Annotated in this window: 21 protein-coding genes; 16 read left to right on the top strand and 5 right to left on the bottom strand. The window is 67.1% G+C overall.

Annotated elements, in window-relative coordinates:
• The first annotated feature begins 69 nt into the window (after positions 1-69).
• Positions 70-759 carry a transaldolase family protein gene (locus FOC40_RS03335; protein ID WP_003795568.1) on the top strand — a complete coding sequence of 230 codons (690 nt, stop codon included), beginning with the start codon at positions 70-72 and terminating at the stop codon, positions 757-759.
• Positions 760-1,613: 854 nt separating this feature from the next.
• Here the strand turns inward: FOC40_RS03335 and FOC40_RS03340 are convergent.
• Complete coding sequence (locus FOC40_RS03340) at positions 1,614-2,366, bottom strand: exonuclease domain-containing protein (RefSeq protein WP_003795564.1); 753 nt, start codon at positions 2,364-2,366, stop codon at positions 1,614-1,616.
• A gap of 80 nt (positions 2,367-2,446) precedes the next feature.
• On the opposite strand from FOC40_RS03340, the gene FOC40_RS03345 reads away from it, so the two are divergent.
• From FOC40_RS03345 to FOC40_RS03415, 15 genes are all read left to right on the top strand, one after another.
• Positions 2,447-3,571: a GuaB3 family IMP dehydrogenase-related protein gene (locus FOC40_RS03345; RefSeq protein WP_155844114.1), complete on the top strand. Its 1,125-nt coding sequence runs from the start codon at positions 2,447-2,449 to the stop codon at positions 3,569-3,571.
• A gap of 214 nt (positions 3,572-3,785) precedes the next feature.
• A complete protein-coding gene (locus tag FOC40_RS03350) occupies positions 3,786-6,152 on the top strand; it encodes an ExeM/NucH family extracellular endonuclease (RefSeq protein ID WP_003795555.1) in 2,367 nt (788 codons plus the stop codon).
• 68 nt (positions 6,153-6,220) lie between these two features.
• Positions 6,221-8,500, top strand: a complete 2,280-nt coding sequence (locus tag FOC40_RS03355; RefSeq protein ID WP_003795552.1) for a bifunctional metallophosphatase/5'-nucleotidase — start codon at positions 6,221-6,223, stop codon at positions 8,498-8,500.
• A gap of 154 nt (positions 8,501-8,654) precedes the next feature.
• Positions 8,655-9,749 (top strand): BMP family lipoprotein, encoded by a 1,095-nt coding sequence (locus FOC40_RS03360; protein WP_003790451.1) that lies wholly within the window; start codon positions 8,655-8,657, stop codon positions 9,747-9,749.
• Positions 9,750-9,841: 92 nt separating this feature from the next.
• Positions 9,842-11,407, top strand: coding sequence for an ABC transporter ATP-binding protein (locus FOC40_RS03365; protein ID WP_003795551.1), 1,566 nt, complete (start codon positions 9,842-9,844; stop codon positions 11,405-11,407).
• Positions 11,404-12,543 (top strand): ABC transporter permease, encoded by a 1,140-nt coding sequence (locus tag FOC40_RS03370; protein WP_003795550.1) that lies wholly within the window; start codon positions 11,404-11,406, stop codon positions 12,541-12,543. The genes FOC40_RS03365 and FOC40_RS03370 overlap by 4 nt, the downstream gene beginning before the upstream one ends.
• The gene (locus tag FOC40_RS03375; RefSeq protein ID WP_039929417.1) at positions 12,530-13,810 is read left to right on the top strand and encodes an ABC transporter permease; all 1,281 of its coding nucleotides are present in this window, start codon (positions 12,530-12,532) and stop codon (positions 13,808-13,810) included. Before FOC40_RS03370 ends, FOC40_RS03375 begins: the two co-directional genes overlap by 14 nt.
• 8 nt (positions 13,811-13,818) lie before the next feature.
• Positions 13,819-14,274, top strand: a complete 456-nt coding sequence (locus FOC40_RS03380; protein ID WP_003795547.1) for a cytidine deaminase — start codon at positions 13,819-13,821, stop codon at positions 14,272-14,274.
• On the top strand, positions 14,261-15,547 hold the full coding sequence (locus tag FOC40_RS03385) for a thymidine phosphorylase (RefSeq protein WP_003795545.1): 1,287 nt from the start codon (positions 14,261-14,263) through the stop codon (positions 15,545-15,547). Before FOC40_RS03380 ends, FOC40_RS03385 begins: the two co-directional genes overlap by 14 nt.
• Positions 15,548-15,583: 36 nt before the next feature.
• Positions 15,584-16,567 carry a sugar-binding transcriptional regulator gene (locus FOC40_RS03390; protein WP_003795543.1) on the top strand — a complete coding sequence of 328 codons (984 nt, stop codon included), beginning with the start codon at positions 15,584-15,586 and terminating at the stop codon, positions 16,565-16,567.
• A gap of 112 nt (positions 16,568-16,679) precedes the next feature.
• Positions 16,680-17,387, top strand: coding sequence for a purine-nucleoside phosphorylase (gene deoD, locus FOC40_RS03395; protein WP_003795542.1), 708 nt, complete (start codon positions 16,680-16,682; stop codon positions 17,385-17,387).
• Between the two features lie 20 nt (positions 17,388-17,407).
• On the top strand, positions 17,408-18,061 hold the full coding sequence (deoC, locus tag FOC40_RS03400; protein WP_003795539.1) for a deoxyribose-phosphate aldolase: 654 nt from the start codon (positions 17,408-17,410) through the stop codon (positions 18,059-18,061).
• A gap of 4 nt (positions 18,062-18,065) precedes the next feature.
• Positions 18,066-19,739 carry a phospho-sugar mutase gene (locus FOC40_RS03405; RefSeq protein WP_039929414.1) on the top strand — a complete coding sequence of 558 codons (1,674 nt, stop codon included), beginning with the start codon at positions 18,066-18,068 and terminating at the stop codon, positions 19,737-19,739.
• Positions 19,740-19,819: 80 nt separating this feature from the next.
• A complete protein-coding gene (locus FOC40_RS03410; RefSeq protein ID WP_003795536.1) occupies positions 19,820-20,641 on the top strand; it encodes a class I SAM-dependent methyltransferase in 822 nt (273 codons plus the stop codon).
• A complete protein-coding gene (locus FOC40_RS03415) occupies positions 20,638-21,009 on the top strand; it encodes a cupin domain-containing protein (RefSeq protein WP_003795534.1) in 372 nt (123 codons plus the stop codon). The genes FOC40_RS03410 and FOC40_RS03415 overlap by 4 nt, the downstream gene beginning before the upstream one ends.
• A 109-nt stretch (positions 21,010-21,118) precedes the next feature.
• Here FOC40_RS03415 and FOC40_RS03420 read toward each other — a convergent pair whose 3' ends face one another.
• From FOC40_RS03420 to FOC40_RS03435, 4 genes are all read right to left on the bottom strand, one after another.
• Complete coding sequence (locus tag FOC40_RS03420; protein ID WP_003795532.1) at positions 21,119-21,475, bottom strand: hypothetical protein; 357 nt, start codon at positions 21,473-21,475, stop codon at positions 21,119-21,121.
• Positions 21,476-21,624: 149 nt separating this feature from the next.
• On the bottom strand, positions 21,625-22,380 hold the full coding sequence (locus FOC40_RS03425; protein ID WP_003795531.1) for an ABC transporter ATP-binding protein: 756 nt from the start codon (positions 22,378-22,380) through the stop codon (positions 21,625-21,627).
• Positions 22,377-23,462, bottom strand: a complete 1,086-nt coding sequence (locus tag FOC40_RS03430; RefSeq protein ID WP_003795529.1) for an iron chelate uptake ABC transporter family permease subunit — start codon at positions 23,460-23,462, stop codon at positions 22,377-22,379. The genes FOC40_RS03425 and FOC40_RS03430 overlap by 4 nt, the downstream gene beginning before the upstream one ends.
• On the bottom strand, positions 23,459-24,484 hold the full coding sequence (locus FOC40_RS03435; protein ID WP_003795527.1) for an ABC transporter permease: 1,026 nt from the start codon (positions 24,482-24,484) through the stop codon (positions 23,459-23,461). The genes FOC40_RS03430 and FOC40_RS03435 overlap by 4 nt, the downstream gene beginning before the upstream one ends.
• Positions 24,485-24,536: the final 52 nt, after the last annotated feature.

Here is a 24,536-nt window from a genome sequence, read left to right on the forward strand (position 1 = left end):
GGTGGGCTGCTCCCGCCCGCGCTATCCTAGGGGTGCGAAAACTCACAACAGCGCAAAGGAGCTGCTCACATGCTCATCCTCATCGATCATGCGAACGTCGATTCCATCGCCAAGACCCTCGAATACCTGCCCATCGACGGCGTGACGACCAACCCGACGATCCTGTACCGCGAAGGCAAGGAACCCCTCGAGGTCCTCCACGCGATCAAGTCCGTCCTGCCCGATGGCGCCCAGCTGCACGTTCAGATCGTCTCCCAGCGCGCCGACGACATGGTCGCCGAGGCCCGCGCCCTGCGCGGCGAAATCGGCGGCAACCTCTTCATCAAGCTCCCCGTCACGCGCGAGGGCTTTGCTGCTATCCCGCGCATCGTGCGCGAAGGCATGCAGGTGACCGCTACCGGCATCCACTCCTCGATGCAGGGCTTCATGGCCGCCAAGGCCGGCGCCCGCTACGTTGCCCCCTACGTCAACCGTATGGACAACTACGGCATCGACGGCGTGCGCGTCGCCTCGGAAATTCACCGCACCCTGCGCTCCTACGACCTGAAGGCCGATGTCTTGGCCGCGTCCTTCAAGAACTCCGAGCAGGTCCTCGAGCTGGTCCGCCAGGGTGTAGGCGCCATCACCGCCGCCCCCGACGTGCTGGCCGCCCTCATCAAGAACCCCGCGACCGACGCCGCCATCGCGGACCAGAACCGCGACTTCGGCTTCCTCGTGGGCGAGCGCCGCACGTGGCTGGACCTCATCAAGGAAAAGTGAGCCTGTAGCGCCACCGGTGTTCCAGGCGCCGTCGGGCCCGCCGGCGCTCTCCACACTGGTGGCGCGTGGCGCGTGTTAAGCACCTCGCGCACGGACGCGATGACGCGGCTCTGTTATCTGGATGTGTGCCGCATTTATGCTTGTTGCTAAGTGGTGTTACACCACTTAGCTGGGTATTGCACCAGTTCGGAGGTGGCGTCATGCCCCCTAACTGGTGCATGACGTCCAGGTTTGAGGCACAACCAATCGCAACAATGCTCGTCGCTGAGGGTGTAGCTGTGTTGGCGCTCCCGACTTCTTCGGTTGCTTGGGGCATGCTACTCGAGCGGTTCGAGAGACGCCGGAACTGGATAGGAAACAACCTTCTGGATAGGTTAATAACCTATCCAGAACTGTTTTTCTTATCCAGAACAGCGTTTCCTGTCCAGAATTCCAACGCGTACCTGAAGGCCGTCTGGATAAGCAGGTTCCCTGCTAGCTATGCCGCCGGCACCCTCCAAGCCTTCCTCACCAATGTCGCGCGTAATTCCCCTACGACTACCGCAAACCTTGAAATGGCATCGTTGGAATTGCAACGTTTTGGATGGTGCTCGAAGAATGACCGCGGGTAATTATGTGCGACTTTATCCGGCAAGGTGTGGTGATTCCGCTGTGGCCACGCTCTGCTCTGCCGCGGCCCGTCGCCCGCGGCGCCCCAGGATTCCACCGGAACCCCGCCACTGCCTCGTCCAGGTATCTCCACGCAGCTCGTACAAGCGCCCTCCAGGCTTTTCATGCAAGCCCCGTGCGCGTTGGACACCTCAGACACAACGAAAACGGGGGCCGGCACCCGCCGACCCCCGCCCGAAGCGTTCTTACTCCTGGTCGTCGCCGCGGCCTCGCGGCGTGATCTGGGGCCATTCGCGGTCGATGTTCGCGTCCTTGCCCTGCTCACGCAGGTACTTCTCGAAGTCCTCGGCCCAATCCTGGTGAGCCTGGAGCTGGTAGTCCATGAGCTCCAGGGCGCTCATGGACGCCAGCTGCGGGTACTTGTCCACCATGCCGGCGAGCACGTCGAGCGTCATGGCGACATCGACCTCGGCCGTGTGAGCGTCGGGGGAGGCGACCGCCCCGTAGACGGGCGCCATCTCCGTCAGCGTCTTCTTGCCCTTGCGGAAGCGGTCGAGCTTACGGTCCAACACCAATGGGTCGACGATTAGCATCGGCGCGCCCTCCAGGCGTTCCTCGAAGGAGCCCAGGCGGTGGCGGCGCAGCTCCTGGTTGACCAGCGTGATGTCGTAGGTGGCGTTGAAGGCGACGACCGGGTAGCCGCGCAGCCAGTGCTCGACGATGGAGCCAGCCAGTTCGTGCAGAACCTCCTCGATGGGGCGGCCATCGCGTCGTGCCTGCTCGGTCGTGATGCCGTGGACGGCCGTGGCCTGCTCGGGGATCTCGACGCCCGGGTCGGTCAGCCACGTGGCCACCTGGTCGGGGGCGCTGACGCCGCTGCGGTAGGACGCGCCGTCGATGCGCAGCACCAGCGCGGCGGTGACGAGGCGGTCCTTGAGCGCGCGCACGCCCGTCGTCTCGGTGTCAAAACCCATCCACGGGTCGTCGATCCAGCTCATGATTGCTCCTAGCCTTGCCGGTGACCCCAGTGTGGCAGAGGGTGGGCACATCTGCGTCCCGTAGGCAGTAGAATCGGGTCATGAGCGACGAAGTGGAAATCGGTCGTGGCAAGCGCGGACGCCGCGCCTACACGCTGGACGATATCGCCCTCGTGCCCTCGCGGCGCACCCGTGACCCTGAGGATGTCAACGTTGGCTGGCAGATCGACGCCTACCACGTCGATATCCCCCTGATGGCCGCCCCGATGGACTCGGTGATGAGCCCGGAGACCGCGATTGCTTTCGGTCGTCTCGGTGGCATCGGCGTGCTCGACCTGGACGGGCTGTGGACCCGCTACGAGGACCCCACGCCGATCCTCGACCGCATCGCTCACCTGGGTGAAGAGGAGTCGATCGCGACCCTTCAGCGTGTCTACTCCGAGCCGATCAAGCCCTCGCTGATCACCGCGCGTCTCAAGCAGCTGCGCGAGGCCGGCGTGGTTGTCGCCGGCAAGCTCTCGCCCCAGCGCGTGCAGAAGTACTGGCGCGCGGTCGTGGACGCGGGCGTCGACCTGTTCATCATTCGCGGCTCGACCGTGTCTGCCGAGCACGTGTCCTCGCGCCGCGAGCCCCTCAACCTCAAGCGCTTCATCTACGAGCTGGACGTCCCCGTCATCGTGGGCGGCGTCTGCACGGATACGGCGGCCCTGCACCTGATGCGAACGGGCGCGGCTGGCGTCCTCGTCGGCTTTGGTGGGGGAGCGGCCCACTCGACGCGCCAGTCCCTGGGCGTGCACGCGCCCATGGCGACCGCGATTGCGGACGTGGCCGCTGCCAGGCGCGACTACATGGACGAGTCCGGCGGCCGCTACGTGCACGTCATCGCGGACGGCGGCATCGGCCGCAGCGGCGACCTGGCGCGCGCGATCGCTTGCGGCGCGGACGCCGTCATGCTCGGCGCAGCCATCGCCCGCGCGGAGGAGGCTCCGGGACGGGGCTGGCACTGGGGATCCGAGGCGACCCACCCGGACATGCCGCGCGGCCAGCGCGTCCACGTCGGCACGACGGGCACGCTTGAGCAAATCCTCTACGGCCCCTCGACGCGCGCGGACAGTTCCCTGAACTTCGTGGGAGCCCTCAAGCGGACCATGGCCTCGACGGGATACTCGGAGGTCAAGGACCTCCAGCGCGCCCAGGTGGTCGTCTCCCCGTACTCGGCGTCCTGACTCGCGCTCACTGAGCGTGACGAGGCCGGGGCGGCCGTGCGCTCGTGTGTGTGCTCCCGACGAAGGCTTGTATTTCAGGGAATGTTCTCAATCGCTTCCGCACGTATGCGCACGACGTTACACTTGTTATAACTCGTGTTGCCGTTGGTAAAGACGTCTGCGGCATGGGGCTCGTCGGCCCCTCACGGTGAGGTGAGGTTGAGAGGATATCCCGATGAGGTACGGGACACGAACACTAGCTGTGTTCGGCGCGCTTGCGCTGTCCGCGGCGGGGCTTGTACCCGCGTCGTGGGCGGTCGATGCGCACCGGTCGGATTCTGCGCAGTCCGGTCAGGTAACGCAGTCGGGAGGGCCGGGAGTGTCGCAGGCTGATGCGGTGCAACCCCAGTCGGCCGCTGCGCAGCCTGTTCAACCGACGCAGCCGGCGGAGACTTCCCTCCCCGAGGGATCCGCGCAGTCCGCAGAGTCCAGCGCCGGCCTCGTCGATACTGCGATCCCCGACATTCAGGCCGTAGGCGGCGGGGACGATTCCGCGATGGTGGGGGCCACCGTGACGACGGTCGGCGTCGTGACCGCCGCTTACCCCGCCAACGAGTCGGGGCTGGGCGCGACGATTGATGGATACACGATCCAGACCCCCGGCTCGGGTGGAACGTGGGAGCCGGGGCGCACGCGCTCCGACGGCCTCTTCGTCTACGCGGGCAAGAAAGGCGAGATCCCGGCCCCGGGCACCTGCGTGCGCGTCACCGGCACGGTCGGTGAGTTCCCCGCGACGAGTGCGAAGGGCAACCCCCAGAGCCTCACCCAGCTGGCCGTGACCTCCGTCAGCGTGGTCCAGGGATGCCAGGAACCGACGCCCATCCCGGCGACCCGCGTCCCCACGTCGGACGAGGCCGAGGCCCTCGAGTCCATGCTCCTCGCACCCCAGGGCACATGGACCATCACCGACAACTACCAGACGAACCAATACGGCACCCTGACCCTCACCCCGGGTGAGAGCCCGCTGCGCTCGGCCACGGACGTGGTGGCTCCCGGGCAGGCCGCCCGCGACTACGAGGCCGCCAACGCGGCCCGCGCGATCGCGCTCGACGACGGCACCAACACGAACCTGCTGAAGGGGGCCGCCACCGAGGTGGCCTACGCTTACCTGGCGAACGGCTCGCCCGCGCGCGTCGGCTACCACGTGTCCTTCACCAAGCCCGTGGTCCTCGAGCCCCGGCACGGTTCATTGGTCTTCCAGCCGACCTCCATGGTCGCTGGGCACCCCGATCGTTCGCCCGTGACCATCACCGGGGAGCGCCCGAGCCCGCCCACGGTTGGTGGGGACACGCGAGTAGCTACGTTCAACGTGCTCAACTACTTTTCCGACCTGGGCGTTGACGAGTCCGGTTGCTCGGGTTACCCGGACCGTACGGGTGCCTTCGTGACGGCCAAGAAGTGCAAGGTGCGCGGCGCATTCTCGCGCGAGGCCTTCGCCAACCAGGAGGCCAAGATCGTCAGCGCGATCAACGCTCTGGGTGCCGATGTGGTCGCCCTCGAGGAGATCGAAAACCCCGTCGCGGTGGGCGTGGGAACGGACCGAGATGCCACCCTCGCGCGCCTCGTCGAGGCCCTCAACAAGGCAGCGGGCGATGGAACGTGGGCGTACGTGCCCTCGCCGCCTTCCGTCCCCCAGGGCGAAGATGTCATCCGCATCGCGTTCATCTACAAGCCCGCGACCATCGCCCCCGTCGGCCCCTCGCTGATCCACGACGACCCGGCATTCACGGGACTGGCGCGACAGCCCCTGGCCCAGGAGTTCGCGCGCGTCACCGGGCAGAGAGCCGCCCCCGCCACCTTCGTCGTCATCGGCAACCACTTCAAGTCCAAGGGGTCCGTGCCCGAGGGCGCGCCTCCCGGCAACGTCGACAACGGGGATGGGCAAGGAAACGCGAACGCGATCCGCGTCGCCCAGGCCACGTCGCTCGCCTCCTTCGCCGCCCGCTTCGCGGACAAACCGACCCTCCTCGTCGGCGACTTCAACTCCTACTCGCAGGAGGACCCAATCAAGGCCCTCGAGGCCTCGGGCTGGGCGCGCGTGTCTGGAGCGGGCGAGGCCTCCTACGTCTACGCCGGGCGCTCCGGCTCCCTCGACCACGTCTTCTCGAATGCGGCAGCGAAGCCCCTCCTCTCCGGAGTCACCAGCTGGGCCGTCAACGCTCAGGAGTCCATCGCCTTCGAATACTCGAGGGCAGGGATGAACGCCCACCTGACCATTGAGGCCGACAACCCCTACCGCTCCTCGGACCACAACCCCGAGATCATCGGCCTTACGCTCCTTCGCGCCGATGATACCGCGCCTTCGCCCACCGCGCCTGAGACCCCTGCCCCCTCCGAGACCCCCTCACCCGCACCCCGGCCCGGCACCGCCCAGATGGACCCGGTCTTCTCCCACGGGGCACCCCCGCGCGCGACGCGTCCCCAGCGCGGCCTTCCGCACACCGGCTCGGACACCGACCGGGCGATCGGCCTCGGGATCATCCTCGCCGCAGCGGGCGGCGGACTCATCCTCCTCTCGCGCCGTACCCGTCGCCGCGGCTGACACCGGGCACGTCAAACCCACCACCCAGGATGCGGCACCGACACCGCACCGATGAAAGGAACACACCCATGCGCAGACCATGGACACGCCTCGCCCTCGCTTCGGCGGCCGCCCTGACCCTGGCCTCCCTGCCGGCTGCCGCGCTCGCGGCTCCGCCAGGTGCCGACGCGCCGATCACCCTGGACCTCTACAACCTCACGGACGTGCACGGACACATCCAGCAGGTCGCCAAGAAGGGCACAGTGCGCGAGGCGGGGCTGCCTGCGATGAACTGCTACCTGAAGAAAGCGCGCCAGGCGAACCCGAACTCCTCGTTCACGCTGCTGGGAGACAACATTGGCGCGTCCCCCTACATCTCCGGCGCGCTGAAGGACAACCCGACCATCGCGGCCCTCAACACGATGAACCCCCTGGCCTCGACAATCGGCAACCACGAGCTGGACATGGGGCAGGCCGTCTTCAAACAGCGCGTCGACGGGTCCAACCCGGGCGAGTTCGTGCAGGCCACCTTCCCGTACCTGGGAGCCAACATCGAGGGCATGGGTACCTACGGGGACGGCACGCCCTACCTCGGGGACTACAAGCTGTGGACGTCACCGTCGGGCATGAAGGTAGCTTTCATCGGTGCGATCGCTCAGGACGTTCCCTACAAACTCAGTCCTGGAACGACGGCCGGCCTGACCTTCACGGACCCCATCAAGCGCATCAATGACCTGGCAGCCGAGCTCAAGGGCAGTGGGAAGGCCGACGTCGTCATTGCGATGCTCGACGACGACGTGAAGAACAACTACCCGAAGGTCGGCAAGGACGTGGACGGCCTGATGGGCGGCGACACCCACGTGCCCTACGAGTTCGACCACGTCAACTCCCACGAGCGTTTCGACTCGGCCAACCCCCTGCTGGCGGGTATCGCGTCGGGCTCCTACACGGACAATCTGGGACTCATCCGCCTGACGATCGATCCCGTGACGCGTCAGGTCACGAGTGCTGACTCGATCCTCATTCCGGCCGCAGAGGTTGCCCAGTGCGGCTCGGACCCCGACACCCAGGCGATCGTCGACCAAGCTGAGTCCGACTCGAAGGAAGCCGGGAAGCGCGTCGTCGCCACGGGCTACACGGAGGCCTTCAGGCGCGGCGTCTTTACGACGCCCGAGGGGGCCACGGACCCCGGATCGAACCGAGGCATCGAATCCTCCCTGGGCGACCTGGTGGCGGATTCCCTGCGCGAAACGATCCTGACCCCGGATGGAAAGAGCGTTGACATCGGCATGATCATGGCGGGCGGCCTGCGTGCCGACCTGGTGCCGAACGAGGACGGCACGATCACCTACGCGCAGACGTATGAGGTCATGCCTTTCTCCGATGAGCTGGGATACGTCACCCTGAAGGGATCGGACGTCAAGGACGTGCTCGAGCAGCAGTGGAAGACGGACCTGAACTCACAGAACTCCAGGCCGATGCTCAAGCTGGGCCTCTCCTCGAACGTGCGCTATACCTACGACCCAGCCAAACCCTATGGCCAGCGCATCACGTCGGTGACGATCAACGGTGAGCCGCTGAAGGCCGACGCGACGTACACGGTCGGCTCCGTGTCCTTCCTGCTGGAGGGTGGCGACTCCTTCGAGGCCCTGACCCGCGGGGGAGCTGCCACGACGAACGGCAACCTGGACCGCGATTCCTTCAACGCCTATCTGGGCGCGCACTCGGGAGGCCGGGCCCGTTCGGTCCAGGCTGAGGGAGGGCTGAGCCCGCGCGAGGCCAAGTCCTCCATCGGCCTGACCCTGCCCACCGAAGCGGTGGCCGACGGCTCGACGGTGACGATTCCGCTGCGCGGCCTGTCCTTCTCCGAGGGGCCCTCCATCACCTCGAAAGTGCGCGTGAGCGCCGGGGGAGCGCAGGCCGTGGCCGAGGTCGACAACTCCCTCGTGGACGCGCACGCCTCCGACGCCGCCTCGGTCATCACGACGGATGGTGCGGGACAGGCGAGCGTGGACGTGACGGTCGTGGGTGCCTGCGAGGGCAAGGCGGCCGGCGAGGTCGTGAACGTCCCTGTCACGGTCGCCACCGACTTCGCGACGGTCGTCGAGGCCGGGGATGGCCTCACGATCCCCGTGACCTGCGCCGGAGACAGTGCCGCCCAGCCGTCCCCGACCCCCGACGCCGGTGGTGACGCGACGCCGAGTGCTCCGACGCCCTCCGCCTCGCCCAGCCCGAGTGCTAAGCGGGGCGGGCTGGCCCGCACCGGTGCCTACGCCGAGGCGCTGCTCGGCGCGGCGGCCATCGCCGCAATCGGCGGCGCGGGGGTTCTCGCTCGTCGACGTGCGAATCGTTACCAAAGCGAGAACTAGTTGTTCTTGACACGCCGGTGGCGGCGCGGGAGACTCGGATCAGACGTAAAAGTCGATCATGACAAATGTTCGCGCATCGGCTGCGTGGACACGATCCGCGGCCCGCGCCGCCACCGGATCAAGGAAGAATCCACATCAACGGAGGAAAACACTCATGAAGCACCTCACGAAGCTCCTCGCCGCTGCGGGAGTTGCAACGCTCGCCTTGGCCGGCTGTGGCGGCGGCGGAGGAACCGCCACCAGCCAGTCCGGCGGGGCGAAGGATGCCACCTCGTTCAAGGCCTGCGCGGTCTCTGACGCCGGCGGCTGGGACGACAAGTCCTTCAACGAGTCCGCTTACGAGGGCCTCAAGGCCTCCCAGACGAGCCTCGGAATCCAGATCAACACGGCCGAGTCCAACTCGGACGCGGACTTCAACCCGAACGTTGAGTCCATGGTCTCCGACGGCTGCAACCTGATCATCGGCGTCGGATTCAACCTGGAGAAGGCCGTCCACACCTCCGCCGACGAGAACAAGGACGTGCACTACGCCCTCATCGACTCCAGCTTCAACGACGGTAACAACAACACGGTGACGCTGGACAACGCGCGTCCGCTGCTGTTCAACACCGCTGAGGCCGCCTACCTGGCAGGCTACGTGGCCGCGGGCATGACCAAGACCGGCAAGGTCGCCACCTTCGGCGGTATCCAGATCCCCTCGGTGACGGTGTTCATGGATGGCTTCGCTGACGGCGTCGCGGCATACAACAAGGCCAAGGGCACGAACGTGCAGCTGCTCGGCTGGGACAAGGCCACGCAGAACGGCTCCTTCACGCAGTCCTTCGACGATCAGACGCTCGGCAAGGAGCAGGCGCAGCAGTTCATCTCCCAGGGCGCGGACATCATCATGCCCGTTGCGGGACCGGTCGGCCTGGGCGCTGCGGCGGCCGCCAAGGCGGATGGAAACACCTGGATCATCGGCGTTGACTCCGACTGGTACGAGGCCAACCCCGACTACTCCTCGATCGTGCTGACCTCGGTCATGAAGGAGATCGGTGCCTCTGTCGAGCAGGCGATCCAGGACTCGGTGAACGGCAAGTTCAGCTCGACCCCGTACGTGGGCACGCTGGCCAACGGCGGTGTCTCGATCGCCCCGTTCCACGATTTCGACGACAAGGTGTCCGCGGAACTCAAGGCAGACCTGACCAAGCTCACGGACGACATCAAGTCCGGCAAGCTCGTCATCGAATCGCAGAACGCCCCGAAGTGATGCGACGCGTGTGGGGCTGGTGGCGGTGACGCTGCCAGCCCTACACGAGCATCGGGGCGGGGTGCGCCCACCTGCTGGGGAAGGTCGAAGGTATGAAATTAGAGTTGCGGGGGATCACGAAGAGGTTTGGTCCCCTCATCGCCAACGACTCGATTGACTTAACGATCGAGGAGGGGCATATTCACGCCCTGCTGGGAGAGAATGGTGCGGGCAAGTCCACGCTCATGAACGTCCTGTACGGGATGCATGCCCCCGACGAGGGGCAGATCCTCATCGACGGCGAGCCCGTGACGTTCAAGGGCCCCGGCGACGCGGTCGCGGCGGGCATCGGCATGGTGCACCAGCACTTCATGCTCATCCCCGTCTTCACGGTCGCCGAGTCGATCGCACTGGGCTTCGAGCCGACAGGCCCTGCCGGGATTATCAGTCGCGAGCGCGCCCGCCAGACGGTGCGCGAGGTCTCGGCGCGTTTCGGCTTCGACCTGGACCCCGACGCCCTCATTGAGGATCTGCCGGTGGGCGCCCAACAGCGCGTGGAGATCGTCAAGGCCCTGTCGCGCCAGGCGAAGGTCCTCATTCTCGATGAACCAACCGCGGTGCTCACCCCGCAGGAAACGGACGAGCTGATGACGATCATGCGTCAGCTCGCCGATGCTGGGACCTCGATCGTGTTCATCACCCACAAGCTGCGCGAGGTGCGCGCGGTCGCCGACGAGATCACGGTCATTCGCCGCGGTCGGGTTGTGGGGCACGCGTCCCCGAGCGATTCCGAGGCCTCGCTGGCCACGCAGATGGTTGGGCGCGAGGTGCTCATGCGCGTGGAGAAGGATCCCGCGCGTCCCGCTGGCGGCGGCCTGGCCTTCGAGGATGTGTCCCTGCTCGGCTCGGGGGGCGCCCCCCTCCTCGACCACGTGTCTTTCGACGTTCGTCAGGGAGAGATTCTGGCGGTCGCCGGCGTACAGGGGAACGGCCAGACTGAGCTCGCCGAGGTGATCCTGGGCCTGCGCACCCCCGACAGCGGTGTGATCCGGCTCGAGGGCGCGGACATTACCCGCGCGAGGCCTCGCGAGTCCCTGGACGCGGGAGTCGGTTTCATCCCCGAGGACCGGTCGACGGACGGCATCATCGCCTCGTTTTCGATCGCGGACAACCTGGTGCTCGACCAGTTCCGCTCCTCCTCCTTCTCGGCTGCGGGTTCCCTCAAGCGCGGCGCAATCGCGCGCAACGCCCGCGAGAAGGAGACGGAATACGACATCCGTCTGACGTCGATCGAGGACCCGGTCTCCTCCCTGTCGGGCGGCAATCAACAGAAGGTCGTCGTGGCCCGTGAGATGTCGCGTGACCTGACACTGCTGGTCGCCAATCAGCCGACGCGCGGCGTCGATGTCGGCTCGATCGAGTTCATTCACCGCAGGATCGTGGATGTGCGGGACCAGGGCTGCGCGGTCCTGCTCATCTCCTCGGAGCTTGACGAGGTCGTCTCACTGGCCGACCGCATTGCCGTCATGTACCGCGGCCGCATCGTCGGCATCGTCCCTGCGGACACGGGCCGCGATGTCCTCGGCCTCATGATGGCCGGCGTCCCCCTGGACGAGGCCGTGGCCGACTCCTCGGGATCGGCTCAGGAATCCGGGGCACCAAGGCAGGAGGAACAATGAGCGCACGTACGAGTAACGGGCTGGGCATCGCGACCCGGGTCTTTGGCTCCCAGTGGTTCGTGTCGGTGCTGGCCGTCCTCATCGCCTTCGCGATTGGAGCGATTCTCATCGCGCTGTCGGGGGCGTCCGTGGTGGATGCCTACTATGCGATGTTCCGCGGCTCCATCGTGGATCCGAACGCGGCGAACGTTGTTCGCATGATCAAGCCACTGACCGACTCCCTGTTCTATTCGATCCCGCTGATCATCTCGGGCCTGGGCTTGGCGCTCGGCTTCCGAGCGGGTCTGTTCAACATTGGCGGCAAGGGCCAGATCATCGTCGGAGCGCTCGCGGCTGTGTGGGTGGGCTTCGCGGTGAGCCTGCCACCGGTCCTGCACACGCTGGTGGCCCTCCTCGTCGCGGTGATTGCGGGTGGCCTCTATGGCGGCATCGCTGGCGTCCTCAAGGCAAAGACGGGCGCGAACGAGGTGATCGTGACGATCATGCTCAACTCGATTGCGACGCTGGGCTTGGGGTACACCCTCACGCAGAAGGCATGGCAGGTGCCCGGAACGAATCAGCCGGTGACACCCAAGGTCGCGGAGAGCGCGGCGCTCGCGCGACTCCTGCCCGCCCCCTTCAAGCTGCACGTCGGGTTCCTGGTTGCCCTGGTCGCCCTCGTCGCCTTCTGGTGGCTGATCGAGCGATCCACGCTGGGATTCCAAATCCGTGCGGTCGGCGCCAACGCGGCAGCCGCCCGCACGGCCGGTATCTCGGTCGAGCGCATCACGGCGATCACGATGGTTCTCTCGGGCGCGTTCCTCGGCCTGGCAGGGGCGAACGAGGCATTGGGGACCATCGGGTACGTCTCGCGTGACGTGGCCGGTTCGATCGGCTTCGATGCGATCACGGTGGCCCTCCTGGGCCGCAACAAGACGTGGGGAACCTTTGGCGCGGGACTCCTCTTCGGTGCCTTCAAGGCGGGCGGTTACACGATGCAGGCTAAGGGCGTGCCGATCGACATGATCCTCATCCTGCAGTCGGTCATCGTCCTGCTGATCGCAGCGCCCGCGCTCGTGCGGTGGCTGTTCCGTCTGCCCGATGTCCGCGCGCTCGCGGCTAACACGCGAAAGGGGAACGCCGATGAGCACAAGTGAGTCCGGCATGGTCACTCAGGTCGAGGCCAAGCCCTCCTGGAAGCTTCCCGGCATCTACGTGGCCGCCTGCGTGCTGCTCGTGGTCTTCGCGGCCACTGCTCGTGGCGACATGACCCTGCGCCTGAACGACAAGTCGCAGTCATACTCAATTCCCGACATCGTCACCGCGGGCGCGCCCATCGTGTGGGTGCTCGCGGCGGCGTCGATCGCCATCACCCTGTGGACGGTCGCGGCGACGCTGCGGCGTATCACCCAGCCCGAGTGGGCACGCGTCGGCGGCATGGTGTTCGTCGGGCTGTCCACGATCCTGGGATTCTTGTTCTACGCGGGCTCTGGGTCCTCGGGCGTCGTCACGCTGACCTCCACCCTGGTGTCCACCGTGGCGATCTCGACGCCGCTGATCTTCGGCTCGCTCTCGGGTGTTATCTCGGAGCGCGTGGGCGTCGTCAACATCGCGATCGAGGGCGATCTCTTGGTCGGCGCCTTCGCGGGCGTCATGGCGGCCTCATACTTCCAAACCCCTTATGCGGGCCTGGTCGCGGCTCCCCTCGCGGGTGCCTTCCTGGGATCCCTCCTGGCCCTCTTCTCCGTGAAGTACGGGGTGGATCAGATCATCGTCGGCGTTGTCCTGAATGTCCTGGCCCTGGGCCTGACGACGTTCTTCTACGGCACGATCATGAAGGACGCTCCCGGAAGCCTGAACACCAACCAGTTCTCGCTGTCCGACATCAAGATTCCCGTCCTGTCAGAGATTCCGATCGTCGGCCCGGTCCTGTTCAACCAGTCGATCCTCGTGTACTTGATGTACGCGGCCGTCATCGCCTTGGCCTTCTTCCTCTTCCGCTCCCGGTGGGGCCTGCGGCTGAGGGCCTGCGGTGAGCACCCGCGCGCCGCCGACACGGTCGGCATCAACGTGGGGCGTACGCGCACACTCAACACGATCCTGGGGTCGTCCTTCGCCGGCCTGGGTGGTGCGTTCTTCACGATCGGTTCCGGCCTGGCCTTCACGGACAATATTTCTGCGGGCAACGGCTACATCGCCCTGGCCGCCATGATCCTGGGCAAGTGGAACCCGCTGGGAGCTATGGGTGCGGCCGTCATGTTCGGCTTCGCGCAGGCCCTGGCCCGCATGCTGCCCAACATCGAGCCCGCGATCCCCGCCGACCTCGTCTCGATGATCCCCTACGTGGTCACGATCGTGGCCGTCGCGGGATTCGTCGGCAAGTCGCGCGCACCGGCCGCTGAAAACATCCCCTACGTGAAGTGAGATCCCGCATGGATCCAACAGAAATTGACTGGGACGCCCTGCTGGCCGAGGCTATCGACGTGATGAAGCACGCGTACTGCCCCTACTCGAACTTCCCCGTGGGGGCCGCGGGCCTGACGGCAGACGGCTGGCTCGTCAGCGGCTGCAACGTCGAAAACGCCGGCTACGGCGTCACCCTGTGCGCCGAGTGCGGCATGGTCTCCGACCTCATCCGCTCCGGCGGCGGTGCGCTCGTCGCGGTCGTCGCCGTCAACGGCAACGAGGAGCCGGTGGCCCCGTGCGGGCGCTGCCGCCAGCTTATCTACGAGCACGGCGGGCCCTCCTGCCTGGTTCTCATGCCCGATGGCGTCGCGCCCATGACCGAGGTGCTGCCCGGCGCTTTCGGACCCCACGACCTGTCGAGCGTCGCCCAGGCGGCACCGGCCTCGTCGGAAGAGAAAGAAGGACACGATGGCTCTCTTTGATGCCGTTGACATCATCCGCGTTAAGCGCGACGGGGGAGTGCTGACCCCCGACCAGATCGACTGGACGATCGACGCCTACACGAAGGGCGTCATCAAGGACGAGCAGATGGCCGCCCTGGCCATGGCGATCTTCCTGCGCGGCATGGACCGGGGCGAGATCGCCCGCTGGACGGACGCGATGATCCGCTCGGGTGCACGCATGGACTTCTCCGGCATCGGCAAGCCGACCGCCGACAAGCACTCCACGGGCGGCGTGGGAGACAAGATCACGCTGCCCCTGGCGCCGCTGGTCGCGTGCTTCGGCGTGGCCGTCCCCCAGCTCTCGGGTCGAGGCCTGGGGCACACGGGCGGCACCCTCGACAAGCTCGAGGCGATCCCCGGGTGGCGCGCGCAGCTGAGCAACGACGAGATCATGACCCAGCTGGGGCAGGGCTGCGGCGCGGTCATCTGCGCGGCGGGATCGGGCCTGGCACCCGCGGACAAGAAGCTCTACGCCCTGCGCGACATCACCTCGACCGTCGAGTCGATCGCGTTGATCGCCAGCTCCATCATGAGCAAGAAGATCGCCGAGGGTACGGGAGCCCTCGTCCTGGACGTCAAGGTCGGATCGGGTGCCTTCATGAAGGACCTGGACGCCGCGCGCGAGCTCGCCCGCACGATGGTCGACCTCGGACGCGACGCGGGGGTCGCCACGCGCGCCCTCCTCACCGACATGTCGGTGCCGCTGGGACGCAAGATCGGCAACGCCCTCGAGGTGGAGGAATCCGTCGAGGTGCTCGCCGGCGGCGGGCCCGCCGACGTTATTGAGCTGACGTGTGAGCTCGCGCGCAATATGCTTGACCTCGCGGGGGTCCGCGACGCCGACGTGGAGGCCGCCCTGGCGGACGGGCGCGCGATGGACCGCTGGCGCGCGATGATCCGCGAACAGGGCGGCGATCCGGATGCTCCGCTTCCGCGTGCAGCCCACACGCACCAGGTGCTCGCCGAGGCCGATGGGACAGTGGTTGGCATGGACGCGCTCAGCGTGGGTGTCGCCTCCTGGCGCCTGGGTGCGGGGCGCGCGGTCAAGGAGGATCCCGTGCAGGCGGGCGCCGGCATCGAAATCCACGCCAAGCCGGGCGAGTGCGTCGCGGCGGGCCAACCCCTGCTCACGCTCCACACCGACGACGAGTGGCGCATCGAGCGCGCCCTTGAGTCCCTCTCCGGCGCCATCGAGATCGCCGACGGGGTCACCCCCGAGCCGCGCAGCGTCGTCCTGGAGACGGTGTCCTAAGGGCGGAGCGGCGCGAGCGAACAGGAAGGAGGAATCGTGGAACGGCGTGACGAACAGGCGATCGAGGCCGTCAAGCTCTACTACCAGCAGGGCTTGAGCCAGGCCGAGGTCGCCACACGCATGGGCCTGTCGCGCCCCACGGTCGCCAAACTCCTCGCGCATGGCCGCGAGCGCGGCTTCGTGACCATCGAGATCCACGATCCGCGCGAGGATGCTTCGGAGATTGCGCTGCGGCTGGAGCAACGCTTTGGACTGGCCTGCGCTCGCGTTGCCCATGGCACGGGCGCGACCGAGGGTGAGGCTATTGAGCAGGTCGGTCGAGTCGGTGCGGATGTGGTGACTCAGCTCGTGAGCGACGGCATGAGCGTGGGGATTTCTTGGGGGCGCACGATGAGTGCGCTCGCGGCCCACTTGACCCGCGCCCCTCGCGTGGGCGTGCGCGTCGTCCAGCTCAAGGGAGGGGCGTCTTTCTCCGAGAGGGCGACGCACGATTATGAGATCATGCGTTCCTTCTGCGAAGCCTTCGGTGCGGAGCCGCGCTACCTGCCGCTGCCCGTCATTTTCCAGGACATGGCGATGCTCTCGATTGTGCGTCGCGACCGGGCGATCGAGCGGATCCTGGAGGAGGGGCGCGGGGTGGACGTGGCGGTGTTTACCGTCGGATCCCTGGGGTGCGAGGCCCTCTCGCTCAACCTCGGCCAGCTCGAGGACGACGAGGTGGAGGCGCTCCTGCGCGACGCGGTCGGGGACGCATGCTCGCGATTTTTCACGCGCGAGGGCGGCGTCGCCCTGGCGTCGGTCGACAGCAGGACGGTCGGCATCACGCTCGACGAGCTGCGCTCTCGCCCTGTGCGGGTGCTCGTTGCTGGAGGGCGTGTGAAAGCGGAGGCGCTGGACACGGCGCTTCACATGGGGTTGGCCACTCACCTGGTGGTCGACCAGGACCTGGCCCTCGCGCTGCTGGAACGGCCGCGTGGGGCAACCCCGCGCGGGGTGCGTGATCGCACCCCAAGCGGATGAGAACATTTGTCAAACCACTCGTTGACACATTTCAGTTGCACGGCATAGCCTTGCGACAAGGGTAAAGAAGCCTCGACGGAGCCCCGGGCTCCTCGACACCACAGGAGGACACATGCGCTCGACACCGCACATCAACCCCACCGCCCCCATCGCGCCGACGATCCTCCTCCCCGGAGACCCGCTGCGTGCGAAGTTCATCGCCGAGACCTACCTGGAGGACGCGCAGCAGTTCAACGCCGTGCGCAACATGCTGGGCTACACCGGCACGTACCGCGGCACCCCGGTCTCCGTCATGGGTTCGGGTATGGGCATCCCCTCGATTTCGCTGTACGCCCACGAGCTGATCCACGAGTTCGGCTGCACGCGCCTCGTGCGCGTGGGTACGTGCGGTGCCCTGCAGCCAGACGTCAACCTGTACGACGTGGTGGTTGCCCAGGCGGCGTGCTCGAACTCGGCGTTCCTCGATCAGTACCAGATCCCCGGCTCCTACGCTCCGATCGGCTCCTTCCGCCTCATCGACGACGTGGTGCGCCGCGCACGCGAGGCGGATGTGCCGATCCACGTGGGCAATATCCTCTCCTCCGACACGTTCTACAACGCGAATCCGACCTTCAACGAGGCCTGGCAGCGCATGGGCGTGCTTGCGGTCGAGATGGAGTCCGCGGGCCTGTACGCCACCGCCGCCCACGCGGGCGTCGAGGCCGTGGGTATCTTCACCGTCTCGGACTCCCTGGTGACGGGCGAGGCCACCGACGCCCAGGCGCGTCAGACGTCCTTTACCACCATGATGGAGCTGGCCCTGCCCCTGGCCCAGCTGTGATGCGACAAGAAAGTAGTTCCATGAACAAGCGTGACGTGGCCGCGATGATTGACCACACGATCCTCAAGCCCGAGGCCACCCAGGCGGACGTGGCCCGCATCGTCGAGGAAGGCGCCGCGGCCGGCACCTTCTCGGTGTGCGTGTCCCCCTCGATGCTGCCCCTCGACGTCCCCGAGGGATTGCAGGTCGCCTGCGTGGTCGGCTTCCCGTCGGGAGCCGTCAAGCCCGAAGTGAAGGCATTTGAGGCGGCCCTCGCCGTCGCGGACGGCGCCGACGAGATCGACATGGTCATCAACATTGAGCTGGTCAAGGATGGACGGCTTGCCGACTTGGAGGGGGAGATTGCTGCCGTTCGCCGGGTCGTTCCCTCCCCCCGCGTCCTCAAGGTCATTATCGAGGCTGCGGCCCTCACCGACGATGAGATCGTCGCCGCCTGCCGGGCGTCGATGGCGGCTGGCGCTGACTTCGTCAAGACGTCGACGGGTTTCCACCCCGCCGGGGGCGCATCGACCCACGCGGTCGCGCTCATGCGCGCCACGGTCGGAGAGGCCCTGGGAGTCAAGGCCTCGGGTGGCATCCGCGACGCCGAGACAGCCCTGGCAATGATCGAGGCCGGAGCCTCCCGCTTGGGAGTGTCCGCAACCAATGCCATCCTGGCAGGACTGGAGGACTGAGACGATGGAGCTGCTCGAGCGCGCCCGCCAGTGGGCGAGCCACGACCCGGACCCCGCGACGGCCTCGGCTCTGAGCTCCGACATTGAGGCTGCGGAGCGCGGTGATGAGGAGGCTGCGGCCCGCGTGGGTGCGGCCATGAATGGCCCCCTCCAGTTCGGTACCGCCGGCCTGCGAGGCGTCGTGGGTACGGGCGAGTCCCGCATGAACCTCGCGGTCGTCATCCGCGCGACTGCAGGCCTGTGCGAGGTCGTTAAGCGCCACGCCACGGGGACCCCAACCCTCGTTGTCGGGTGCGACGCCCGCTACGGGTCCTCCGAGTTCGCCACGGCCGCGTGCCGCGTCGCCTCGGCTGCCGGAGTGCGGGTCCTCGCGCTGCCCCAGGCGAACCCGACTCCGCTCACCTCCTTCGCGGTGCGCCACTTCGGCGCCGACGTGGGCGTCATGGTGACCGCCTCCCACAACCCCGCCCCGGACAACGGCTACAAGGTCTACCTGGGCGGCAGCGTCGTCACCGGCGACGGGCAGGGCGTTCAGATTGTGCCACCCTTCGACGCCGAGATCGCCGAGGCCATCAAGGCCACGCCGCCCGCCGACCAGGTGCCCATGAACGACGACCTCATCGAGGCGGTCGACCCCCGCGACGAGTACGTGGCCTGCGCGTCCGCCCTGGCCTCGGGCGAGGCATCGGCGCGTGAGGACCTGCGCATCGTCCTGACCGCCATGCACGGCGTGGGCGCCGCGATCACCTCGCGCGTCCTGGCTGAGGCCGGTTTTTCCAACGTCTCCCTCGTGGCGGCGCAGACTGATCCCGATCCGGACTTCCCGACCGTGCCCTTCCCCAATCCCGAAGAGGCCGGCGCCCTCGACATGGCGATCGAGCAGGCGCGTGAGGAGGGGGCCGACCTCATCATCGCGGTCGACCCCGATGCGGACCGCTGCGCGCTCGCGGTGCCCGACCCCACCTCGGAGACCGGTTGGAGTCCGCTGAGCGGAGACCAGATCGGCTCGCTGTTGGGTGAGTTCCTGGCCGCCCGCGGTATGACGGGCTCGCTCGCGAACTCGATCGTGTCTTCGCGCCTGCTCTCGCGTATTGCCCGTGCCCACGGCCTGGAGCACCACACGACGCTCACCGGTTTCAAGTGGATCGCCCGGGCACCGGGCCTCGGCTTCGGCTACGAGGAGGCCATCGGCTTTTGCCCCGATCCGGGCAACGTGCGCGACAAGGACGGCATCGCGACCTCGGTCGTCGCCGCCTCCCTGGTGGCCGCGCTTAAGGCGCAGGGGCGCAGCGTGTGGGACGAGCTGGAGCGCCTGGCGCGACTGCACGGCCTGCACGTAAGCTCGCCGCTGACCTTCCGCGTCGAGCAGATCGAGCAGATCGCCAGCGGTATGGCGCGCCTGCGTGCCCAGCCACCGAGCGTCCTGGCCGGCTCTCCCGTCGTCGAGGTCTCGGACCTGTCGCAGGGATACCGTGGTCTGCCGCCCACGGACGGCGTCCTCGTGCTCACCGAGGCGGGGGACCGCGTCATCGCGCGCCCCTCGGGCACTGAGCCAAAGCTCAAGTGCTACCTCGAGGTGATCCTGCCGGTCGCCGAGGGGGAGCCGCTGCCCTGTGAGCAGGCGCGTGAGCGTCTCGACGCAATTAAGGGAGCGTTTGCCGAGATTATCGGCCTGTAGAGGCGAATCGGGACTCCGTCAGCGTATTTTCTGTGGGTATAGCCCTGCGTGAAGAAATAGATAACGCTATACTTACGTATATGGCAACTCACAGTGAATCGCTGGCGGAGGCCCTTCCCTTCGCCGACCGGCCCGTCGAGAAGGCGCCCGGCCACTGGGTGCTCGCGCGCGCCGGAAAGACGGTGCTGCGCCCCGGCGGCCTCGCCCTGAGCACCTGGGCCCTCAAGCGTGCCGTCTTGCCCGGTTCGGACGTCGTCGAGTTCGCGCCCGGCCTGGGCGTCACGGCCTCGGCGATTATTGAGGTAGGCCCGGCCTCCTACGTGGGCGTGGAGCGCGATCCGAACGCGTCCGCGCGCGTGAATGCAATCGCCTCGGGCGTGGGGCGCTGCGTGAACGCCGACGCGGCCGAAACCGGCCTGCCGGATGAGAGCGCAGACGTCGTCATCGGCGAGGCCATGCTCTCCATGCAGGGAGAGAAAGCCAAGCGAGCCATCATGAGCGAGGCCGCGCGCATCCTACGCCCCGGCGGCCGCTACGTCATCCACGAGCTGGGGATGCGCCCCGACTCCATCGCGGAAGAGCCTGCCACCGAGATTCGCCGCGCGCTGGCACGCGCCATCAACGTCAATGCCCGGCCCCTCACGGTCGCCGACTGGAGGCGAGCACTCGAAGAGGTTGGCCTCGTCGTGGAAGAAACACGCACGGCCCCCATGGCCCTCCTCAAGCCTGGCCGCGTGATCGCCGACGAGGGCGTGCTCGGAGCCCTGCGCATCATGCGCAACGTCGCGCGGGACAAAGACCTGCGTGAACGCGTCACGACGATGGCGCGCACGTTTAAGAAATATGATCGACACCTGTGCGGCGTCGCCATCGTCGCACGCAAACCCAAGGAGAGCCAATGAGCCTGTCGCCCGAATCGAACACCGAGGTCCCCACGCCCATCATGACGGACCTGCAGGACATCGCCTCGATGATTCAGATCAACGAGGAAGCCACGGTCTCGCGCACCGTCATGAACGCAGAGGGCGTGCGCCTGGTCCTCTTCAGTTTCGACAAGGGTGAGATCCTCAGCGAGCACACCGCCGCGATGCCCGTCATCCTGCACACCCTCGAGGGCGCCCTCGAGATCGAGGCCGACGGCCGCACCGTTGTTCTCAAGCCCGGCGACGTCATCCACTTCGGCACGCGCCTGCCGCACGCCGTGCGCGCGCTTGAGCCCTCGAAGCTGGCACTGTACATGCTGGATCGTCGCGAGCGCCCCAAGGCCTGAGACCCCGACACTGTGCGGCGGGCCCCGTCCTCGTGAGGTGATGCACGAGGCCGGGGCCCGTTTGTCGTATCCGCGCAGGGTGGGCGGGGCGGCGGCGCCCCGCGGAGGGTTATGTCAGCGACGCCCTGCCGGCGCCCTTCGCGACCAGCCAGAGGCCGACCTCGACGATGAACCCTGAGACGATGAAGACGATGGGCACGGAGATGCGCGTGTCCATGAGGGTGGTGGCGGCCAGAGCGATGCCGTGGGCGGTGCCCAGGACGCCGCTGCCGAAGAGGATGGGCCAGGCGGTGCGGTGCGCGCGCTCCCAAGCCTGCGAGCCGGGCTCGACGCCCTGAAGGCGCAGCCCCAGGGGAGGTCGGCACATGCCGGCGCGCGCGGTGAGGCCCGAGGCAAACAGATAAAGGCCACCCGCGATCAGAGCGACGGCGAGAATCAGGAAGGCGGCGATTAGTCCGACGTGCACGGGAACCCCTCGAAAAATAAGCGTTTCACGGCCGTTTCACGAAGGGCCGCGCGACCATTCTACCCGGCCCCGGCCTCGTCGCCGCTGAGGCGGGCGGGGAGCGGTGACTGAGCGGCTGCTGCCAAGCATCGCGCCCGAGCCGGCCTCGATCAGAAGTAGCAGGCGATCGGACCGTTGGGACCCGGCACGACGGTGACGGGGGTGTTGAAGATGTCGGTGAGGACCTCGTCGCGCATGATCTCCTCCGGGGTGCCCATGAAGGCGACGGTCCCTTCCTTGAGCGCACAGATCTGCGAGGCGTAACGCGCCGCGAAGTTGATGTCGTGCAGGACGATGACAATCGTGCGCGAAAACTCGCGGGCCGCGCGCTCCAGCATGCGCATCATCTCGACGCTGCGCGCGATGTCCAGGTTGTTGAGGGGCTCGTCCAGCAGGACGTACTCCGTCTCCTGAGCGAGCACCATGGCGACGTAGGCGCGCTGACGCTGGCCGCCCGAGAGCTGGTCCAGGTAGCGCCCTTCGAGCTCCTCCAGGTTGAGGAAGCCGATGTAGCGGTCGATGATCGCCTCATCTTCGGCGCTCAGGCGTCCCTTCGAGTGGGGGAAGCGTCCGAAACCCACCAGCTGGCGCACCGTAAGGCGTGAAATGAAGTGGTTCTCCTGGCGCAGGATCGACAGGGTGCGTGCCAGCTCGGAGGACTTCGTCGTGGCCACGTTGAGGCCGCCGACCTCGATTGTGCCCTCGTCGATGCCCAGGAGGCGCCCGATCATCGTGAGGATCGTGGACTTTCCCGCGCCGTTGGGGCCCACGAGCGCCGTGATGCCGCCCGCGGGGATGTCGAGGGACACCTCGCCGATGCGCACCGACGGCGAATACTGCTTGACGACGGAATCGATGGAGATCACAGGCGACCCTTCCGCAAGATAGTGACGATGAACGCGAGTCCGCCGACGAACTCGATGATGATGGCGACGACGCCCTGCGTGTTGAACACGTGATTCATAACGAAGTACGCGCTGGCAAGGATCGCGGCGCCCAGGGCGACGGACATCGCGAAGATGTAGCGGTGATCGTGCGTGTCCGAGAACTGGTAGGCCAGCGTCGCCACGAGGAACCCGAGGAACGTCATGGGACCCACGAGGGCCGTCGACGTGGCCATGAGGATCGACACCAGGACGAGGACGAGCACGGAGGTGCGACGGTGATTGAGTCCCAGGTTGGTTGCGGTCTCGCGGCCGAGCGAGAGCACCGACAGCTGGCGAGTGAGCAGCACGAGGGCGATGGCCGCGGCCGCGACGAGCGGAACCGCGATCGGGAAATACTCCTTCTGGGCGTTCGCGATCGACCCGAAGAGGCGCGCGGTCAGCACGTCGAACTCCGAGGGCGTGAGTAGCCTCTGCATGAAGGTGGAGATCGACCCGAGGCCCGCGCCCAGCATGACGCCGATGAGGAGCATCGCGTGCATCGAGGCCCGCTGCGAGGTGAGCAGCCACGAGTAGAGCGCGAGCGTTAGGGCGATCATGAGGGCGAGCTGCCCGACGAAGTTGCCGACCGTCGCCGACGCGTTGAGGCCTGCGACTCCCAGGAAAAAGACCGTGGAGGTGTGGATCGCCCGGTACAGGGACTCGAATCCGAGGATTGAGGGCGTGATGATGCGGTTGTTCGCCACGGTTTGGAAGGCGACCGTCGCCATGCCCTGGCACACCGCGACGATGGCGATCGCGAGGACCGCGAAGGCGCGCCGGCGGGCGAGCCTCCAGAACACCGGGGTGCCGAAGTGTGCGGGGTTCTTCCACGCAAGGAGGCCGATGCAGGCGAGGATCGCGACCGTGCACACGACCCCGAAGAGGATCCACCAGCGGCGCCGTGCGGCCGGGGACGTGAAGGCGCCGGTATGCCGGGCGGGGCGCTTCGTGCGCGCGGACGAAGTCGGGGTGGGTGCCGGGGTGGAGGCCTCGCGGTGCGCGGGGGAAGTCAGGACGCTCACAGGACGGCTCCCTTCTTGGCCTGGCGCAGCACGAGCACGATGAAGACGAAGGCTCCGAGGATGCCGAGGATAACCGAGACGGGCATTTCGAAGGGGGAGATGATCGTGCGGGCCAGCAGGTCGGTGATCGTCACGAGGGAGATGCCGGCCAGGCACACCCAGGGGAGGTTGGTGCGCAGGTTGTCTCCCATCGACATGGCCACGAGGTTGGGGACGATGAGGCCCAGGAACGGCAGGGAGCCGACGACGACGGTGACGACGCCGGTCGCCACGGCCACGAGCCCCGTCGCGATGAGGACCATGCGGTGGTAGTTGACGCCGAGGGAGATGGCGATGTCCTCGCCGAGGGACACGGCCGTCAGCCTGTCCGCCATGATGAACACGATCGCCACAACGACGGTGACGATCCACAGGACCTCGTACTGGCCCTCGTAGACGGAGGTGAAGGATCCCTGGAACCACGCGGAGACGCTCTGCAGGGTGTTCGTCTCGAGCGCCAGGAATGTCGAGATCGCGGAGACGACCGCGCCGAGCATCATGCCCATGATCGGCACGAGCAGTGAGGAGCGCAGAGAGACGCGGCGCAGCAGCGCGAAAAACACCATCGTGCCCACGAACGCGAAGACGATCGCGCAGGTCATGCGCACCAGGATCGGCGCGCCGGGCCACACGATCATGATGACGAGCAGGCCCAGCCCCGCCCACTCGGTCGTGCCCGTCGTCGAGGGCTCGGCGAATCGGTTCTGGGTGACCAGCTGCATGACGAGGCCGCTCATCGACATCGCGGCCCCGGACAGGACAAGCGCGATCGTACGGGGAACGCGCACGGCGAGGAAAATTTGCCACCCGTCGTCCTGGGAGAGGATCGAATATTCGCCGGTTGACAGGGATAGGACGAGGAGCGCAGCCACGGCGAGCGCGGCCAGGGCGAGCGCGACGGGGCGACGCTTTGACGAGGCCGGGTTGGCCTCGCGCTCGAGCGCCGCGTCCGTGGGCGGGGCGGTGGTGGGGGAGTGCGTCATAAGAAAACGTGGTGCGGGTGCCGCCGCGACAGGCGGCACCCGCAAAGGTGTC

Origin of the sequence: Schaalia odontolytica, assembly GCF_009730335.1 — a bacterium.
Taxonomy (GTDB): domain Bacteria; phylum Actinomycetota; class Actinomycetes; order Actinomycetales; family Actinomycetaceae; genus Pauljensenia; species Pauljensenia dentiphila.

Bases quoted from the DNA above. Each gene is read 5' to 3' on its own strand.
- FOC40_RS03335 (WP_003795568.1), top strand. From the start codon at position 70: ATGCTCATCCTCATCGATCATGCGAACGTCGATTCCATCGCCAAGACC.
- FOC40_RS03340 (WP_003795564.1), bottom strand. From the start codon at position 2,366: ATGAGCTGGATCGACGACCCGTGGATGGGTTTTGACACCGAGACGACG.
- FOC40_RS03345 (WP_155844114.1), top strand. From the start codon at position 2,447: ATGAGCGACGAAGTGGAAATCGGTCGTGGCAAGCGCGGACGCCGCGCC.
- FOC40_RS03350 (WP_003795555.1), top strand. From the start codon at position 3,786: ATGAGGTACGGGACACGAACACTAGCTGTGTTCGGCGCGCTTGCGCTG.
- FOC40_RS03355 (WP_003795552.1), top strand. From the start codon at position 6,221: ATGCGCAGACCATGGACACGCCTCGCCCTCGCTTCGGCGGCCGCCCTG.
- FOC40_RS03360 (WP_003790451.1), top strand. From the start codon at position 8,655: ATGAAGCACCTCACGAAGCTCCTCGCCGCTGCGGGAGTTGCAACGCTC.
- FOC40_RS03365 (WP_003795551.1), top strand. From the start codon at position 9,842: ATGAAATTAGAGTTGCGGGGGATCACGAAGAGGTTTGGTCCCCTCATC.
- FOC40_RS03370 (WP_003795550.1), top strand. From the start codon at position 11,404: ATGAGCGCACGTACGAGTAACGGGCTGGGCATCGCGACCCGGGTCTTT.
- FOC40_RS03375 (WP_039929417.1), top strand. From the start codon at position 12,530: ATGAGCACAAGTGAGTCCGGCATGGTCACTCAGGTCGAGGCCAAGCCC.
- FOC40_RS03380 (WP_003795547.1), top strand. From the start codon at position 13,819: ATGGATCCAACAGAAATTGACTGGGACGCCCTGCTGGCCGAGGCTATC.
- FOC40_RS03385 (WP_003795545.1), top strand. From the start codon at position 14,261: ATGGCTCTCTTTGATGCCGTTGACATCATCCGCGTTAAGCGCGACGGG.
- deoD (WP_003795542.1), top strand. From the start codon at position 16,680: ATGCGCTCGACACCGCACATCAACCCCACCGCCCCCATCGCGCCGACG.
- deoC (WP_003795539.1), top strand. From the start codon at position 17,408: ATGAACAAGCGTGACGTGGCCGCGATGATTGACCACACGATCCTCAAG.
- FOC40_RS03405 (WP_039929414.1), top strand. From the start codon at position 18,066: ATGGAGCTGCTCGAGCGCGCCCGCCAGTGGGCGAGCCACGACCCGGAC.
- FOC40_RS03410 (WP_003795536.1), top strand. From the start codon at position 19,820: ATGGCAACTCACAGTGAATCGCTGGCGGAGGCCCTTCCCTTCGCCGAC.
- FOC40_RS03415 (WP_003795534.1), top strand. From the start codon at position 20,638: ATGAGCCTGTCGCCCGAATCGAACACCGAGGTCCCCACGCCCATCATG.
- FOC40_RS03435 (WP_003795527.1), bottom strand. From the start codon at position 24,484: ATGACGCACTCCCCCACCACCGCCCCGCCCACGGACGCGGCGCTCGAG.